This is a genomic window from Sedimenticola thiotaurini (assembly GCF_001007875.1).
Lineage (GTDB): Bacteria > Pseudomonadota > Gammaproteobacteria > Chromatiales > Chromatiaceae > Sedimenticola > Sedimenticola thiotaurini.
The window spans coordinates 1,903,974-1,921,628 of the sequence record NZ_CP011412.1 but is presented as its reverse complement, the minus strand read 5'-3'; the positions used below and the strand labels follow the sequence as shown (position 1 = coordinate 1,921,628).

The window sequence follows — 17,655 nt, the reverse complement described above, 5'->3', positions numbered from 1 at the left end:
AACTTCCTGCCGGTGGAGTGGAACATCTTTTTTTCGATCACTCCTGACGGGTCGATGCCAGCCGGCGGCCACCTACCTGCTATCAGGAAAGTGCGTCTCTTCATCTGTAACATCAGCGTCACTGTTCAGGCAGACTGTCATGTAACTAGAGCAACATGTTCGTTACTGCGGTGCACAATGCTGCAACTGCAAAAACACGTCATATAGCCCGAATTATCAGTGATTCATGTAATTGAAAAAATAATTGTGCATACCCCTTCTCGTTGGCATGGATTCTGCCTCCGTGCATAGCGCGCTTGCAACGGCACGACGATCGTAGTGTAGTGGGCCGGCGTGAGCTGACAGTGTCCATATGATCGCTCTGCTGCCGTTCCGTAGCCTGATTTGGACTAAATAGATTAAAAGCATTTTTTGTGTACCTGGTTCGGCAAGGTGATAAGCCAGTGCCGGTAGGTCATGCACAAAACTGGCTGGAGATGGCAACATGCTTTCCAATCACAGCAGGTCAGGAACGGAGTTCGGATATCCTCAGGATCTGGAATCGATCCTGGAACGGGTGCAGGAGATTGCAAAAGATGTGGTGGCGCCGAATGCGTCGGCTGTTGATCAGGAAGGGCGTTGGCCGGAATCGGGTGTTCGCGCTTTACTGGATGCCGGCCTCGGCGGGCTGACGGTACCCCAGGAGCTGGGTGGTCTGGGCCAGGGATCGTTCGGCGTCGCCCAGGTCTGTGAAATCCTGGGTCAGGCGTGTGCCTCCACAGCCATGTGTTTCGGTATGCACTGCGTGGGATCGGCGGTGTTGTCGGCCAAGGCGACCCCCGATCAACGGGAGCGTTACCTGCTGCCGATTATCGAGGGACGGCATCTCACCACTTTGTCGTTGAGTGAGGCCGGCACCGGCTCCCACTTTTATATCCCCAATACCAAACTTGAAGCGGTGTCGCCGGATTTTTATCGGGTGACGGGCAAGAAGACCTTCGTTACCAACGCAGCCTATGCGGACTCCTATGTGATTTCCACCGTGGCGGCTGATCCGGACGCCCCCACCGGGCAGTTCTCCTGCATTGTGATCCGTAATCATGCGGAGGGCCTCCGTTGGGGGCCGCCCTGGGACGGGTTGGGCATGCGTGGAAACTCGTCCCGGGCGCTGCATCTGGATCAGGTGATGGTGCCCCGCAATGACCTGCTGGGGGAAGAGGGCGATCAGATCTGGTATGTGTTCCAGGTGGTGGCGCCCTATTTCCTGATGGCCATGTCCGGTACCTACCTGGGAATCGCCAGTGCCGCGCTGGAGATAGCGCGCAATCACCTGATCAAACGGCACTATTCAGAAAGTGGTTCCAGCCTGGCGGAGTTGCCGGTCCTGCAACATCGCCTGGGGACTTTGTGGGGCATGCTGGAACGCACCCGGCGACTGGCCTATCACGCCGCGGCCAGTTTTGATGCCGGTGATCCGGACGCCCTGCCGGCGGTGTTCACCACCAAAGCTGAGGTGGCCGAATGCGCGGTTGAAATGGTCAATGAAGTGATGACCCTGACCGGTGGCATGGCCTATCGGGAGGGATCCAAGTTGCATCAGCTGCTGCGCGATGCCCGCGCCGCCCATGTGATGGCACCAACCACCGACCTGTTGCGTGTATGGACCGGGCGTACGTTGCTGGGTCGACCGATACTGGGAGCCTGATGTGACAGGGAAAAACCCAACCGGAAAGCTTTCGTCAGTCCAGTCAACTGGTGCAGAGGCGGTCGATCCCGCTGTGTCGATGTCCGGCGCCGGTCGTGTCATTTTGCTGAACGTCGACCTCAACGTGAGGCATCTGTTATCCGACAAGGGTGGTGAACAGCTCTGCTTCGATGACATGGCCAGCGCCGGCCAGTTGTTCGTTGAACTGGAGCAGATGAATTATCAGGTCGATGCCATGCTGCTCGGCGTACAGTTGAAAGAGCCGGTACGTATCGCGCAGCGCATCCACTCCATGGGCAGGGATATCCCCCTGTTGATACTGACGGAACCGGCGCGCTACGAACAGCTCCGGCAGGCGCTCAAGTTTGCCCCTTTTCTTGGTAATCATGTGGTGCCCTGGTCCACCGGGGAACTGGGGAAGTTGCCTGGCATACTGATAGAGACGGTGATCCGGACGCAAAAGCGTCGTGCCTACCGTGGTTCGATTGCCGCGGCGCAAAAACGCCTGGGCGACGTGCAGCGGGAACGGCCTCAGGTCACCCACTATCTCGATCGACTGCTGGATCATGCCCCGATTGGTGTGCTCAATGTTGATATCCAGGGCGCGGTTTTGGGCCTCAACCGACGGGCAAGCCAGATCCTCCGGCTGACCGAACGGGAGGCATTGGGAACCTCACTGTTTGATTTTTTCCCGGAGCCGGATCGGGAGAAGCTGCGCAACATGATCGCCCAATGTGTGGCACCGACCCGGATGCGGCGGCCAAAAGTGTTCGACATCAGCAGCAGTGTGGGCACGGTCTGTTTTATCGAAGTGATGGCCTCTTCCCTGGTAGACCGTTCCGGCCAACTGGGTGCCACAGTGATTCTTCAGGATGTGAGCGGACGGGTACGGGCCGAGCAGGAGCGGCGTGAGGCGGAGGAGGCCTTGCGAATCAGCGAGCGGCGTTACCGGGAGCTGGTACAGACCATGAGCGAGGCGTTGGCCCTGACCGATGAGCAGCATTTTATTACCTATGTCAACGAGAGCTTCTGTGACATGTTCGGTTATTCAAGTGACGAGGTGATTGGTAAAAACCTGCTCAATTTTGTTCATCAGGATGACTACGACATCATGCGTCAACGCATGTCCAAGCCGGTTCGGATCAGCGGCGTACAGCGCTATGAAACCGCCTGGGTCACCAAGCAGGGGGAGAAGATTTATACCCTCACCTCACCGAAACGGATCTTTGATACCGACAACCAATATGTGGGTTGCCTGGGGGTGTTTACTGATATTACGGAACGGAAGCAGGTGGAGGAGCGTGAAAAGAAACACATGGTGGAACTGGCCCATGTGTCCCGGGTAACCACCATTGGTGAAATGAGTAGTCAGATCGCCCATGAACTGGCCCAGCCCCTGACTGCGATTGCCGGCTTGAGCACCGGTTGTGTAAAGATGTTGCGTGCCGGAACCGGTGACCGGGAAGAGATACTGGAGTCACTTACCGATATCAACCAACAGGCCAACCGCGCCCGGGAGATTGTGGTTCGCCTGCGTAACTTCGTGCGTAATGAGGAGATGCGTTATGCACCTATTGAACTGAATGAACTGGTACGAACAGTTGTAAACCTGGTGGAGGTGGAGGCGCGCTGGAACCAGTTACCGGTCAGTCTGCAACTATCGGAGCCCCTGTCCGCTACCTGTGGTGACCGGATACTGATCGAGCAAGTGGTGCTGAATCTGGTACGTAACGGTATAGAGGCGATGCACCACACCGAGAAAGAGCGGCGTCGTTTAACCATACGCACTTCACAGCCGCAAGCAGACAAACTTTTAGTTGAGGTGATTGATACCGGTAGTGGTATTACAGAGGAGAATCTGAAGCAGATATTCGAGCCCTTTTTTACCACTAAATCTGATGGCATGGGCATGGGGCTCGTGATCTCCCGTTCCATTATTGACGCCCACGGTGGCTGCCTGTCGGCCCGATCGAACAAGCAGGGCGGTGCCACCTTCAGTTTTACTTTACCGACGGGGGGTAGTGATTCAGACCATGCAATCGGTTGAACAGACTGTTTATATCGTTGATGACGAAGAGCCGGTGCGTAAGGCGCTGCGCTTTCTTACCAAGTCGGACGGCATCAGGTCCGAAAGCTTTGCAACCGGCCAGGCGTTTCTGGATTCGCTTGATCGAATCGGACCGGGCTGCCTGCTACTGGATGTCTGTATGCCGGATATGAGCGGGTTGGAGTTGCAGGAAGCCCTGCGAGAACGGGACTTTGAAATACCGGTAATTGTGCTCACCGGGCATGCCGATGTGCCCACGGCGGTCAGGGCTATGAAAGGGGGTGCCAGCGACTTTGTCGAAAAACCGTTTGACGGTGAAGAACTGCTGGCGCGTATTCACCAGTGTCTGAGCGGCGAAGCCAAGCGACGACGCACCATCGAATGGCGTAAACAGGCGGCCGAACGTCTGGCGCGCCTGACGCGCCGTGAGCGTGAGGTGATGGAAGGGCTGGTGGCGGGCAAACGCAACAAGCAGATTGCGGAAGAGCTGTTTATCAGTTTTCGTACCGTGGAATTACATCGTTCCAGCATCATGGCAAAGTTCGAGGCAAATTCCCTGTCGGACGTGGTGCGAATAGCGCTCCTTGCGGAGTCTGATGAGGAGTTCGTATCCCCCCCTGGTGCGGGAAATTGATACACTCTCCAGTGTCGATAGATCCGGTCACGATGAGTGGCATCTATGCGGGTCGTTGGCCATTAAGCAGAGCCTTTTCACCTGTAGCGGGGAAGCTTTGATTCCCCGCCGTTGATAACAAAGTGGCAGTTCCCTATCTCTCCCCGGATCGCTCTTTTTATCGCCTCAGTTTTCATCTTTCAACATCCTGACGGCAGGCGTGTTAATCACTTTCCTGATCCCCTTTTTGAGCGCAGCTCAATTCACGTAGTTATGCGTATTTACCACCCCCGGCAGGGGCTGTAATTTAAATTTCACTGACAGAAAAACTGATCTGCTGGCCAGCCAGACTGGTGGAGGCCAGTGTAGGTAATCAGGCGGTCGGTGTGTCACTGCGGCCGGGCATGAGGATCTAAATCGCCAATCAATGTCACGGCCTTTAATCATCAGAGTGGGAGGAGATAATAATGTCAAATACTCAAGCAAGCCTGTACGAACGTCTTGGCGGCCAGAGCGGAATCGCCGCCATTGTGGAGGATATCTGGGCCAACCACACCAGCAATCCGGTAGTTAAGCAGCGTTATATCGACTCCGATCCGGAGAACGTCAAACGACTGGTGCGGGAGATGTTCTGCGCCGGCACCGGTGGACCTGAGACCTATACCGGCCGGGATATGTTGAGCGCGCACCGTGGCATGAATATCAATGATCAGGAGTTTAACTCGGTTATTGATGATGTGCTGGATGCCATGACTAAAAATGATGCTGGTCAGCAGGAGAAGGATGAGGTGCTGGCTATTCTCTACTCGCTGAAAGGCGAGATCGTACACGTCTGATTAATCTTCTAACCCGCTATTGCGCAGCGTCAGACGAGATCTGGCAACAACAGGAGAGATGCATATGAGCAGAGTGACATGGGATGCGGAGGTTTGTACTCACGCAGGAAAGTGCGTAGCGGGTTTGCCGCAGGTATTCAAGATCGAAGACGGCAGTTTCGTCATAAATGAGCAGGCGGCAAGTGAAGAAGAGATTAAGCGTGTTGCAGCTCAATGCCCTTCCGGTGCACTGCGATATCAGGAGTAGGGCCAAGCGCGATCTGTAAAAAAATAATATTGGAGGATTGAGTATGTCTGTAGGCGATCATCTGAGTAGCAAAATGAAACTGTATGGTGTTCCTTCTGACCCCGATACCTTGAAGTGTCTGATGGCGGCGGGTGAGAAAGGTGTGGATATTGACAGTATCGCAGTAAGCGACACTGCCACCCAGGAGATCAGCAGCATGTCTCCCTTTGGCACCATCCCCTGTCTGCGCGATGTGGACTTTACCCTGTGCGGTACACCGGCCATCATGTCCTACCTGGACGACAAAGGATTTGGCCCCTCACTGGTGCCGCGTAATGGTGTGGTGCGGGCGCTGCATTATCAATGTATCCATATTGCCAACGAAACGGTGGCGCCGGCGGTTAACCAACTGCTGACCAACGAAGGTGTCGATGATGCGGTAGCCACTCTGAATGCGGCATTCGATGTAATGGAGAATACCCTGAAGAGCAAGAAGCATCGTGGCGACTTCCTGGTTGGCGAGTTTTCCATGGCGGATCTGCACTGGGCGCCCTATGTGCATGCCTGCATGATCACCGGCCATGGGGATCTGATCCAATCACGAGAGGCGGTGTTGACCTGGTGGGAAAAAATCAAGGCGCACAAGAGTACCAGTAAGGAGAACTTCATCGCTTCCACTATTCTGCCCAGTATGGATGAGATTAAAAATAATCGGCTGAAATCCGTCACCATCAATGTCTGAATGTGACTGGAATAGTGCGGTTTTAACGCAACTCTGAGTGGTGGTTGGTAATCATGTTTGGTTTTCTGAAAAAGAAGCAGCAGGACTTCACGGCGGAGGTTCTCCCGGCTGGAGAAAGGGTACAGATCAAGGCGGGAGATAATCTCCTCAAAGCGGCATTGGCCGCCGGCCTGAACTGGCCCCATGATTGCCGGGTCGGAAGTTGCGGCTCCTGCCGCTGCCAGCTGAAACAGGGCAAAATCAAGGAGCTGTCTGATTTCTCCTATGTCCTGGATGGGGATCAACTCAGGGAAGGGATGATCCTGGCCTGTCAGACGCAGCTCAAAAGTGATGTGATTGTGGAGGTGGCGCTGGCCTCCAATCAGGATGCCGGGGGCGCAGTCTCATCGGTTACGGGTGTGCTGGCAGGTACACGTCTGCTTACCCATGACATTATGGAGTTGACCATCAAGCTCGACGGGCCGTTTCCACATGCTGCCGAGCCCGGTGGTGATGGATATGGTTACCGGGCCGGCCAGTACGCCGATATCTCCTTTCCGGGCATTGAAAAACCCCGATCTTACTCATTTGCCCGGGCACCGGAGAATGAGCGGGAGAATGAACTCACCTTCTTTGTTCGTAAAGTCCCCAACGGTGAGTTAACCGGCTGGCTGTTCGCCGAGAACCGGGTGGGAAGCCGGGTCACGGTGGAGGGGCCGTACGGTTCATTCTGGATGCGGGAGGGTGAAGGACCGGTTATCTGCATTGCCGGTGGTAGCGGCATGAGTTCGATCATGGCCCTGCTGGAACAGGCCAACAACAGTGGTAGCCAACGTGAGACCGTCTATCTGTTCGGTGCCCGAACCCAGCAGGATCTCTACTGTCTGGACGAACTGAAGGCACTGGAGGCGGCGCGCAACGGCAGTGGCAGTTTGCGTTTCCTGCCGGTGCTGTCCGAAGAGCCCGAGCATAGTGACTGGACCGGCTTGCGCGGGATGGTGACTGATGAGGTTGCCAGTCAGTCCCTCGACTGGGTCAACACCCAGGCCTACCTATGTGGGCCGCCGCCAATGATTGATGCGGCCATAGAGGTGCTCAAGCAACAAGGTGTTGATGAATCCAATATCTATTTCGACAAATTCCTTGACGCCAGCAGTATGCCGGGTGGGCGTGCCTGATATAGATCCGCTGATGCATTTTTATTAGCACAAAACAGCGCTATTTTTTTCCTCCATCGGGGCATCCGTCGAAACCATGTTTCGACAGATGCCCTTTGCTTATTAACCGCATGATAGAAATTCTCCGGAAATGATAATTTTTTAAATAAATCATGTGGTATTACGTATAGGTATGACCGCCATCCTCTTGTAACTTTTTAGATGCCAATAAATATAGAGGAGGTGGATAAATGAAAAAATTCTTCGTCAATCTAAGATACTTTATGACGCCGGCGCTGATTATCGGCGCCATGCTCGGTATCGTAGCTGGCGGTACCTGGGTGTGGCTCGGCGTAGCCATGTTTGGTGCTGCGATAATTCTCGACTGGCTGCTCAGTGTATTACCGGTGCATGCGGAACCGGCTGGGGTGGATGAGAATGGCGAGCTGAATGGTATACCCTGGTTGCTGAACACCATGATGTACGCCCAGTATCCGGTGTTTGTGCTGTTACAAGTGTCACTGGTGTGGCGAGTCTACGAGTACGTTTCCGGTGTACCGTTCGGTACCATGGAAGTGATGGGGCTTACCATCCAGACCGGCATCAGCGGCGTCAACCTGATTGGTGCGTCAATCTCCGCCGGTATGTTCCTGGGCCTGGGTATCATGTTCGGTCATGAGCTGTCCCATACCAAGGGGCCGACCTTTATCCTGTCGCGTTGGATGATGGCCCTCAGCGGGATTGCCCACTTCTGCTATGCCCATGTCTACAACCATCATCTGGAACTGGCACATGAGGATGACCCCGCAACCTGCCCGCGGGGACGTAACATCTACAAGCATTACCTGTTGTCCCACTTTGGTCAGTCGCGCTTCCTGTTCAAGATGGAACAGCAGCGTCTGCAGCGTCGTGGTATTCCCTTTATCTCACCGCAGAATCGCTGGATCCGCGGTTACATGATGAGCCTGCCAACGGTGTTCATGTTCTGGTATGCCGGTGGCTGGACCGGCCTGGGCATCATGGCCATCACCTGGATCATCTCAGGCTTTGAACTTGAGGTGCTGAACTTCCTGGAGCACTACGGCCTGATCCGTGAAAAAGGTCAACCGATCGAGTACCGCCACTCCTGGGATGTGGGTGAGTCACCGTTCACCCAGTTCGGTTTCATCGAAATCGGTCGCCAGGGTGATCACCATGATCGGGGAGAGACCCACTTCTGGGAACTGGAAGAGGTGGGCGCGCCAGATACCGGCATCGGTTACTTTGCCATGTTCTCCATGTTGTTGGTGCCGCCCATGTGGGAAGCATTCATCAAGCCGAAACTGGCGAAATGGGATGAGGAGATGGCCAGTGAAGGCGAACGTCGCATTGCTGAGCGGATGAACCGTAAAGCCGGCTGGGTGGATATGCCAACCGCCGCCCAGACTGCGTAACGGCAATGGGTAATGGCGAGGGTGCAGGGATGCATGGGCCGGCCAGGATGGCCCCATCGCCGCAGATCAGAAAAGAGGAGAGAGAGATGAGTTCATTCAAAGGTATTCTGGCGGTAGCCATACTGACTGCAATCGTGGCCTGGGGTGCGCTGGAGCTTAATGTCGGGGAGTACCACCGGGATCCACTCTGGGCACTGGGTACTTCAGTAGCTTTCCTGACGCTGCTGATCACCGATGTCTGGCTGTTTTTTGCCATCGCAAAAGACGAACCCTTTAAGTGGGAATAGACAGGTGCCGTGACGAACCCGACCAGTAAGTCGGGTTCGTCGTATAGCGACAGATCAGATAATGAGAGAGAGACAGAAAGAGGTCCGGAGTCAGGGTTAATGCAGTAACCAACCTCCGAACTGTGCACATGATTATAAAGAGGTGAGGAAATGTTTTTTTTCGGAAAGAAAAAAAAGGCCAACAGACAAACACGTATGCAGTTGCGTGGCTTTCCCGGTGATATCAACACCGACCAGTGTCTGCTGATGGCCGCGGAGAAGGGGATACAGCTTGATGTGGAGCTGCTGGACGTGATGGATGGTGCCTGCGACCAGCAGGACTACCGCTCCATCTCACCATTCGGCAAGTGTCCCTGTCTGAAGGAGGGCGGATTCGTAACTTCCGGTGCGCCAGCCGTCCTGGCTTACCTGGACATTCGTGGCCAGGGTGGTTCCCTGAACCCCAAGAAAGCAGCGTTCCTCGGTGAGCAGAATCACTGGGTGCAGGTCGCGGAGGAGATCGCGGGGCCGGCGGTGAATGTACTGATGCAGGAGAAGGTGTGTGGTCCCATGAACAGCAGCGGCTTTAGTGCCGATGCCGGGCGAGTCTACGCTGCCCGCACAACCCTGTCAGAGACTATGGAGGTACTGGACAGGCAGTTGGCCGGGAAAAACTTTATCGTCCGGGATTACTCCTTTGCCGATATCTACTGGACCGCTATTGCCCATCTCTGCATGCTGATGGATGAGGGAGCACTGATCGAATCCCATTCCAATCTCAAGGCATGGTACGGAAGGATGCAGGCGCGCAACAGCTTTGCCAGTCTGCCGTCACTGGACGACGTCAAACAGAAGCAGCTCAAGTCGGTTGCCTGAATAGAGAATCCGGGAGGAATAACAGCATGACAGATCTATTTGCCTTCGGGTCCGGCGCCACCAACCTGGACTCCGATCAGCGTTACGGCAGTACCGGCGATATGAAAAAGACCCAATACGTGATGCAGTTGCTCGGGTTCCCCGGCGATGCGGATACGCTCAAGTGCCTGCTGGTTGCTGCGGAGAAGGGTATCGAGGTGGAGAGTGGCGTACTGGATATTACCGAGGCCCAGCAGAAGAGTGAGGCGTATCGCAAGCTCTCCCCACTGGGCATTATTCCGGCATTGAAAGAGGCGCACTACACCGTGACCGGCGACCTGGGGATTGTCACCTTTATCGAGGGTCGTGGGCTGGGTAATCGTCTCGCCCCACGCAATGCCGCCAGACTGGCGGAGCAGACCTACTGGATCGACATAGCCCGTTCCAATGTGGCACCCCATGTTGAGCTGCTGATGCAGGAACAGGTGCTCGGTCCGATGGCTAATACCGCCTATGGCACGGACCGAGCAGCGGTGGAGGCTGCACGGGAAGCGCTTCGCGGCCCACTGGATGCCATTGATGCGCAACTCGATGGCAAGACGTTTGTAGTCGGTGACTACTCCTACGCGGATATCCACTGGACCGCTTACATACACCTGTTGACCCTGTTGGGAGAAGCAGACCTGGTTGAGCAGCGGCCGAATCTGAACGCCTGGTTTGAGCGGATCAAGACCCATAAGAGCTTCTCCGGGCAGAACGTGGTGGCCTACGAGTTGATGCCCACACTGGAGGACATCCGGGGCAAGCGGCTGAAAGACGTGGTAATCACCGACTATTAATCAGCGTACCTCGGGGAGGAGATGGGATGACGTCCACCAGTACTGAATTGGTTCACCTTATGCAGGATATGCACTTGAACGAGGCGGATGTGGCACGACACCTGGATGTACCACTGGACGTCGTCAATCGCTGGATGATGGCCACGGCTGACCAGCCAGACAGCTGCATGCCCGAATCTGAATTGCGCTTGTTGAAGTTTGCCCTGATGAGCGACAACAAGCGCGCGCACCTGTTTTAGGGATGCCTTTGGGTGTTTCAGGCTCGGGGCTTGAAATCAGGCCTGTTATCTGAAAATGAAAAAGGCCCGACAGCCTGGTTTAATACCGGCTGTCGGTCTTGGTCTAGATTGTTGTATACCCGGCAGGTATCTCGGTGGGTTGGGTAAAGGATATCACCGAAGCCCTGTGGACTACTTAAGGCTGGCAGTTACAGGACTGTCAACAACACTAACGGTAATGCTTAGACTCTCATGGCTAGTCAACAAAGGCACATGATCCCCATTCACAACTAATTATCTTTAAGCCGTTTTGACAGTTAGCGCTGTAAAAGTCTTTTGTAGAATCCTTAACCATAAAATCCACAGGAGTACATTCTCTATCCACAGCAAGCTGCTCTGCTTGATAGAGATGTTTACCTGATTCTTTTGGCGTGTCTTTTTTAGCGGTAGTATCAATTGCTTTCTGCATGAGCGGATAGTCTGCAGAATTGCTATAGGTGGACTCAGTGTGAGACATATACTTCTCTTCACTTTGGTCGTTTCCGATACGATCAAGAATGTTTTTCTTTTTAATTATATATTCTTCTTTTGACAGTACTCCGGATTTATATAACGAGTTAAGTTGCCGTAACTGGTTAGCAACCTCTAAGTCTGCTCCATCAGCCCTCCCCGTTTTACTTGATCCTGCTATGTTGTCGCGGCAGCCTTGTTGTACTTCTAGTAGTGTTAAGTGTTCAATTCTACCTTCAGCTGCTTTTATGGCGCTTGAGTAGTTCGATTGCTTGGCAATAACGTTGAATGGAAACCATAAAAGACCATCAATTACATCATCACCCGTCATATCCTCTTTATCTTGTTCTACTCCACGGATAACAATCCGGGCTTTTCGTATTTCTCTGTCTATTTCCCGACATGTAAGGTATTCATCTCCAGCTTTCTCCTTTTTCATCACTTGATGACTAGCACTGTTTGCGCAACCGTAAAGCGTCAATACTGACATTGCGTAAAAGGAAATTTTAAATAAGGGTTGGCTGAACATATTATTAAGTCTGTATTTCACTGGTTGAATTCCTGATTTATTGATTATCTATTCAATACAAAGGCAAGTCGTTTGATGCACGCAGATCAACTATTTGTAATCAGGCTGGGTTAATATTCAGTGCGACGGAAATATTAACTAGTCCCTAGGCCTTCTAACGTTATTATTCCTGATCTTTATAGACGGCCGCTCGATTGGTGTCTGATTAAGTTGGCTAGTCAGGTTCAATTGAGGCTGGCTGGTTGCAGATCTGCTTTAGGCGTCTGTCTAAATCTTTCTCTGCTTTCTTCAGAGTATCTATAGGGGAGCATCGTTAGCACTTTCCTTGTCCTAATATGGTGTAGTTATTGTGGGATGTAGATTACATTAACCTCAACATTATAATCAAATTGTTCCTTTTAGTGGTTACAGAAAGAAGTTTATTGTCATAAAGGTAACCATCACGAGAAAAGATACAGGAGATGGGTGGGTTAGTGTCGAAGCTATCCCTTCAGGAAAAGGGAAGTGGGAGGAATTTAACAGCCTAGACTACTGCTTCAGCTGAGGTAATGTTCGAAATGATTGATCAAGTGAAGAAGTGGAGCTAAGTCAGGTGGTAGTGGTGGGGAGCAGGGTTGAATCCAGAGTAAGCATGATTTATCGACCTGCTTGCAACTGTTAGGCAGATGCATAGCGGATGACAACAATAAACAGCGTGTACCACAAGCGTATAAAAATCCGCTAAATCTCAATGGTTTAGCGGATTTTTCATGATTGGTACCGAGGGTCGGACTCGAACCGACAAGGGGTTGCCCCCGGGGGATTTTGAATCCCCTGTGTCTACCAATTTCACCACCCCGGCAGATCAAAGACCGGTAGTATAATCGTTTCATGGGGCAGTGCAATCCCCAGGGGTGACAGAACGCTTTGCGCTTTGCCAGTCTATGTTAAGATGCGCCCCCCATGCAGAGAAGCGACTTCCATTACGATCTCCCCGAAGAGCTGATTGCCCAGTTTCCCACCGGAAACCGGCGGGACAGCCGTTTGCTCCACCTGCCGGCTGGCGATGCGTCTCCGATGGACCGGTTGTTTGTTGATCTGCCCTCGTTGCTTAATCCAGGCGATCTGCTGGTCTTCAACGATACCCGGGTGATGCGGGCCCGACTGTTTGGTGCCAAGGAGAGCGGCGGCAAGGTTGAACTGTTGATTGAACGGGTGCTGGAGCCGAACCGGGGTCTGGCCCATATCCGGGCCAGCAAGTCACCCAGGGCGGGTAGCCGCATACTGCTGGAAGGTGGCGGTGTGCTGGAGATCCTGGGGCGTCAGGATGATCTGTTTATTATCTCCTCCGGTGACGTGGAGTTGCCGGATCTGATGCGCCAGGCTGGGCATATACCGTTGCCCCCCTATATCAGTCGCGCCGATCAGGCGATAGATGAGGAGCGTTATCAGACGGTCTACTCCCGGCAGGAGGGGGCGGTGGCCGCGCCCACCGCAGGCCTGCATTTCGATCAGGCCATGCTGGCCCGGCTCGACGCCATGGGAATCCAGCGCGCCTGTGTCACCCTGCATGTGGGAGCGGGTACTTTTCGGCCGGTCCGGGTTGATCGTCTGGAAGATCACGTGATGCATAGTGAGTATGCGGAAGTGAGCGAGGCGGTATGCAACCAGGTGCGGGCGACCCGGGAGCGGGGTGGACGGGTGGTTGCTGTGGGTACCACCAGTGTGCGCAGCCTGGAGTCCGCCTCCCGGAACGGGGCGATTGAGCCATTCCGTGGCGACACACGGCTGTTTATCACCCCCGGCTACCGCTTCCGCAGCGTGGATGCCCTGCTAACCAATTTCCATCTGCCGGAATCCACCCTGCTGATGCTGGTGGCGGCCTTCTCCGGCTATGAGCGGATTATGGCGGCTTACCGTCATGCGGTGGATCAACGCTACCGTTTTTTCAGTTATGGAGACGCGATGTTTCTGGAGCGCCCGGAAGATTCGTGAGCCGTTTGGTTGATTGACCATTTATTCCGGGCAAAAAAAACGCGGCAAGTGGATTGCCGCGTAAATTGATCCACCAAAGGAGGATGGAGGAGTGTGTACTGCTTGTGTTTCAGTACTTGCGTAGTTTCTAATATATGCTGCGGTGTGTCAAGAAATTAAAAACCATTTATGTTGATATAAATCATGCTTTTTGAAGTCTCAAAGATCGATGGTATTGCCCGCCGGGGGCAACTCACTTTCCCCCGGGGAACCATACAGACACCCGCTTTCATGCCGGTGGGGACCTATGGCACCGTGAAGGCGATGACGCCGGAGGAACTGGATGCCTGCGGCGCTGAAATCATCCTGGGCAATACCTTCCATCTCATGTTGCGGCCGGGTACCGAGATAATCTCGGCCCATGGCGATCTGCATGATTTTATGCACTGGGAGCGCCCCATCCTGACCGATTCCGGTGGTTTCCAGGTGTTCAGTCTGGGGGCGATGCGCAAGATTACCGAGGCCGGGGTCCATTTTCGCTCGCCCATCGATGGCAGCCGTATCTTCATGGGGCCGGAGGAGTCGATGGCGGTGCAGCGCCAGCTCGGCTCGGATATCGTGATGATCTTCGATGAGTGCACGCCCTATCCGGCCACGGAAGCGGAGGCCCGGGCCTCCATGGAGCTCTCCCTGCGCTGGGCGGAACGTAGTCGCCAGGCGCATGGGGATAACCCGTCGGCCCTGTTTGGTATTGTTCAGGGTGGCGTCTATGAATCCCTGCGTGGACGGTCCCTGGAAGGGCTGATGGAGATCGGTTTCGATGGTTACGCCGTGGGTGGGCTCTCGGTGGGGGAGCCGCCCGCCGACCGCTGGCGGGTGCTGGATTACCTCGCCTCCCGGTTACCGGCGGATAAGCCCCACTACCTGATGGGGGTGGGTACGCCGGAAGATATCGTGGAGGCTGTGCGGCGTGGCATCGATATGTTCGACTGCGTCATGCCCACCCGCAATGCGCGCAATGGCCACCTGTTCACCCATGAAGGTGTGGTGCGCATCCGTAACGCGGTACACGCGCATGATACCGGTCCCCTGGATCCCCATTGTGACTGCTACACCTGCCAGAATTACAGTCGTAGCTACCTGCGCCATCTGGCCCGCTGCAATGAAATTCTCGGCGCCCGATTGAATACTATCCACAACCTTCATTATTACCAGTCGTTGATGCGGGATATACGTCAGGCCATTTCTGAAGGCCGATTTGAGGCGTTCGCGCAGGATTTTTACGCCATGCGCAGTTGAAATCCCTGTTGCCGGGCCTCAGGTAGTGGTCTTGGCATCAACTCTGGTAGGCAGGTGTGGCGCCATAAATTCTTTAATCCCAACAAGTGTGGCATAATGCCCGGCTTGTGATTCCTGTACAGGCCCGGTTTGTACGGAGTCGATACATTTTTGACCATTATTAATAAGGTAAGAAAACCATGAGTTTCTTTATTTCAGATGCCATGGCTCAGGCTGCTGGCGACGGTGCGGGCGCACCTGGATTGGAAGGCCTGATCCTGCCGGTCGGCCTGATCATCATGCTCTATTTTCTGATGATCCGTCCCCAGATGAAGCGTCAGAAAGAGCACAAGAAGCTGATCGAGGCCCTGGCCAAAGGGGATGAAGTGCAGACCGAAGGCGGATTGATGGGGCGGATTTCAGATCTGGGTGAGAACTTCGTCAAAGTTGAGATCGCCGAAGGTGTCGAGGTCAAGATTCGCCGACAGGCGGTGGCCGCCATCATGCCGAAAGGCACCCTGAAAGAGCTTTAATCACTGGCCGGCCCTTGTGGCCGGCTGTTTTATCGGTGACGCCAGCCATTCCTGGTCCACCCCGTAGCGCTTACACAACAACAAGCAACGATGAACCGATATCCTCTCTGGAAGAACATCCTCGTAGTGGTGCTGGTACTGTTAGGTCTGGTCTATGCCTTGCCGAACGTGTTTGATCAGGACCCCTCCCTGGAAATCAGCGGCAGTCGCCGGGCAGTGGTTGATTCAACAACCGAGCAGGCCGTTCGTGAAGCCCTTGATAAGGCAAATGTCGAAATAAAGTCGATGGAAGCCGGCAAGGATCGGTTACTGGTCAGGTTTCCTGACTCAGAAAGCCAGCTGAAGGCCAAAGAGGTCCTGGCGACGGCGCTTGGCGCTGATTATCCCCAGGCCCTGACGCTCTCTACTGACGTGCCGGGCTGGCTGCAGAGCATGGGCGCTCTGCCCATGTACCTGGGTCTGGATCTGCGGGGCGGTATCCACGTGCTGATCGATGTGGATATGGATGCGGCGGTGGCACAGGCGATCGAGCGCTATAACGGTGATATCCGTACCCTGCTCCGGAATGAGAAGCTCCGTTACAGCCGGGTGATCAACCGGGCGGATGCCATCCTGGTGACCTTTAAGGATGCAGCCCTGCGTGATCAGGCACTGGAGGCGATCGGTGATGAGTATCGCGATCTGCAGCTAACGGCCCTGGACGAGGGGGGTGAATTCCTGGTCCAGGCCAAGATGAGTGCCACCGAGCAGCGTGCGGTGAAGAAGTTCGCCCTGGACCAGAATATCACCACGCTGCGGAACCGGGTCAATGCACTGGGTGTTTCTGAACCGGTGATTCAACAGCAGGGCGAGCGGCGCATCGTGGTACAACTGCCCGGTGTACAGGATCCTTCCAAACTGAAAGAGCTGCTGGGTGCTACTGCAACCCTGGAGTACCGGCTGCAGGATACGGAACACAGTGTGGAGGATGCCCTTGCCGGGCGTGTGCCAGCTGGATCCAAGCTCTACTACACCCGGGACGGACAACCCATTCTGCTGAAGAAGCGCGTGATCGTCACCGGCAACCAGATCACCGATGCTTCATCCGGATTCGATTCCCGCAATGGCAGCCCGATGGTGTCGGTGAGCCTGGACAGCCAGGGTGCCCGGCGCATGCGCAACGTGACCACGGAGAACGTGAACAAGCCGATGGCGGTGGTCTTTATCGAGTCCCGTAAAGAGACCCGCATGGTGGATGGCAAACCGGTCACCCGCAAGGTTCAGGTGGAGGAGGTGATCAGCGTCGCCAATATCCTCGAACCCTTTGGTCGTCGCTTCCAGACCACCGGTCTGGACTCCCCGGAGGAGGCCCATGATCTGGCCTTGCTGTTGCGAGCGGGCGCACTGGCCGCGCCAATCGATATTGTGGAGGAACGTACTATCGGCCCGAGCCTGGGGCAGGATAATATCGACCAGGGTTTTGCCTCGGTCGTGATTGGCCTGGCTGTAGTGATGGTCTTCATGGTGGTTTATTACAAGGTATTTGGCCTGGTGGCGAATCTGGCCCTGTTGATGAACCTGGTCTTTATCGTGGCGATACTCTCCATGCTGCAGGCGACCCTGACCCTGCCGGGTATCGCCGGTATCGTACTCACGGTAGGTATGGCCGTGGATGCCAATGTACTGATCTTTGAACGTATCCGGGAGGAGGTTCGCAACGGCAGTACGCCCCAGGCGAGCATCTTTGCCGGTTATGAGAAGGCGCTGTCAACTATCGTGGACGCCAATATCACCACACTGATCGCTGCGGTGGTGCTGTTCAGTTTCGGTACCGGGCCCATCAAAGGCTTTGCCGTGACCCTGTTTATCGGCATTCTCACCTCCATGTTTACCGCGATTGTGGGAACCCGTGCCGTGGTCAATCTGATCTATGGCGGCAAGCGTGTCGCTAAACTCAGTATCTGATTTGGATGACTCT

At 54.6% G+C, this 17,655-nt stretch carries 17 protein-coding genes and 1 tRNA gene; 16 read left to right on the top strand and 2 right to left on the bottom strand.

Annotated features, from left to right (window positions below):
• Positions 1–484: 484 nt before the first annotated feature.
• From AAY24_RS08765 to AAY24_RS08710, 12 genes are all read left to right on the top strand, one after another.
• A complete protein-coding gene (locus tag AAY24_RS08765) occupies positions 485–1,684 on the top strand; it encodes an acyl-CoA dehydrogenase family protein (RefSeq protein WP_082117089.1) in 1,200 nt (399 codons plus the stop codon).
• A gap of 1 nt (position 1,685) precedes the next feature.
• Positions 1,686–3,731: a PAS domain-containing sensor histidine kinase gene (locus AAY24_RS08760; RefSeq protein ID WP_199930541.1), complete on the top strand. Its 2,046-nt coding sequence runs from the start codon at positions 1,686–1,688 to the stop codon at positions 3,729–3,731.
• Positions 3,718–4,365, top strand: a complete 648-nt coding sequence (locus AAY24_RS08755) for a response regulator transcription factor (RefSeq protein ID WP_046859361.1) — start codon at positions 3,718–3,720, stop codon at positions 4,363–4,365. Before AAY24_RS08760 ends, AAY24_RS08755 begins: the two co-directional genes overlap by 14 nt.
• A 446-nt stretch (positions 4,366–4,811) precedes the next feature.
• Positions 4,812–5,180 carry a group I truncated hemoglobin gene (locus AAY24_RS08750; RefSeq protein ID WP_046859360.1) on the top strand — a complete coding sequence of 123 codons (369 nt, stop codon included), beginning with the start codon at positions 4,812–4,814 and terminating at the stop codon, positions 5,178–5,180.
• Positions 5,181–5,244: 64 nt separating this feature from the next.
• A complete protein-coding gene (locus AAY24_RS08745; RefSeq protein WP_046859359.1) occupies positions 5,245–5,427 on the top strand; it encodes a (4Fe-4S)-binding protein in 183 nt (60 codons plus the stop codon).
• Positions 5,428–5,470: 43 nt separating this feature from the next.
• On the top strand, positions 5,471–6,148 hold the full coding sequence (locus AAY24_RS08740) for a glutathione S-transferase family protein (RefSeq protein ID WP_046859358.1): 678 nt from the start codon (positions 5,471–5,473) through the stop codon (positions 6,146–6,148).
• 53 nt (positions 6,149–6,201) lie between these two features.
• The gene (locus AAY24_RS08735) at positions 6,202–7,305 is read left to right on the top strand and encodes a 2Fe-2S iron-sulfur cluster-binding protein (protein WP_046861150.1); all 1,104 of its coding nucleotides are present in this window, start codon (positions 6,202–6,204) and stop codon (positions 7,303–7,305) included.
• Positions 7,306–7,535: 230 nt separating this feature from the next.
• A complete protein-coding gene (locus tag AAY24_RS08730) occupies positions 7,536–8,717 on the top strand; it encodes a fatty acid desaturase (protein ID WP_199930540.1) in 1,182 nt (393 codons plus the stop codon).
• An 86-nt stretch (positions 8,718–8,803) separates the two neighbouring features.
• Positions 8,804–9,004 carry a hypothetical protein gene (locus AAY24_RS08725; RefSeq protein ID WP_046859357.1) on the top strand — a complete coding sequence of 67 codons (201 nt, stop codon included), beginning with the start codon at positions 8,804–8,806 and terminating at the stop codon, positions 9,002–9,004.
• Positions 9,005–9,154: 150 nt separating this feature from the next.
• On the top strand, positions 9,155–9,859 hold the full coding sequence (locus AAY24_RS08720; RefSeq protein WP_046859356.1) for a glutathione S-transferase family protein: 705 nt from the start codon (positions 9,155–9,157) through the stop codon (positions 9,857–9,859).
• 26 nt (positions 9,860–9,885) lie between these two features.
• On the top strand, positions 9,886–10,677 hold the full coding sequence (locus AAY24_RS08715) for a glutathione S-transferase family protein (RefSeq protein WP_046859355.1): 792 nt from the start codon (positions 9,886–9,888) through the stop codon (positions 10,675–10,677).
• A gap of 26 nt (positions 10,678–10,703) precedes the next feature.
• Positions 10,704–10,916: a hypothetical protein gene (locus AAY24_RS08710; RefSeq protein WP_199930539.1), complete on the top strand. Its 213-nt coding sequence runs from the start codon at positions 10,704–10,706 to the stop codon at positions 10,914–10,916.
• Positions 10,917–11,151: 235 nt separating this feature from the next.
• Here the strand turns inward: AAY24_RS08710 and AAY24_RS08705 are convergent, their stop codons facing one another.
• Both AAY24_RS08705 and AAY24_RS08700 read right to left on the bottom strand, forming a co-directional pair.
• Positions 11,152–11,955 (bottom strand): SHOCT domain-containing protein, encoded by an 804-nt coding sequence (locus tag AAY24_RS08705; RefSeq protein WP_199930538.1) that lies wholly within the window; start codon positions 11,953–11,955, stop codon positions 11,152–11,154.
• A gap of 733 nt (positions 11,956–12,688) precedes the next feature.
• Positions 12,689–12,775, bottom strand: a tRNA-Leu gene (locus AAY24_RS08700).
• Between the two features lie 101 nt (positions 12,776–12,876).
• Between AAY24_RS08700 and queA the strand changes: the two genes are divergently transcribed.
• From queA to secD, 4 genes are all read left to right on the top strand, one after another.
• Positions 12,877–13,908 carry a tRNA preQ1(34) S-adenosylmethionine ribosyltransferase-isomerase QueA gene (gene queA / locus AAY24_RS08695; RefSeq protein WP_046859352.1) on the top strand — a complete coding sequence of 344 codons (1,032 nt, stop codon included), beginning with the start codon at positions 12,877–12,879 and terminating at the stop codon, positions 13,906–13,908.
• A gap of 183 nt (positions 13,909–14,091) precedes the next feature.
• Positions 14,092–15,186 (top strand): tRNA guanosine(34) transglycosylase Tgt, encoded by a 1,095-nt coding sequence (gene tgt, locus AAY24_RS08690; RefSeq protein WP_046859351.1) that lies wholly within the window; start codon positions 14,092–14,094, stop codon positions 15,184–15,186.
• Positions 15,187–15,365: 179 nt separating this feature from the next.
• Positions 15,366–15,698, top strand: coding sequence for a preprotein translocase subunit YajC (gene yajC, locus AAY24_RS08685; protein ID WP_046859350.1), 333 nt, complete (start codon positions 15,366–15,368; stop codon positions 15,696–15,698).
• A 90-nt stretch (positions 15,699–15,788) separates the two neighbouring features.
• Positions 15,789–17,642 (top strand): protein translocase subunit SecD, encoded by a 1,854-nt coding sequence (gene secD / locus AAY24_RS08680; RefSeq protein ID WP_046859349.1) that lies wholly within the window; start codon positions 15,789–15,791, stop codon positions 17,640–17,642.
• Positions 17,643–17,655 lie beyond the last annotated feature (13 nt).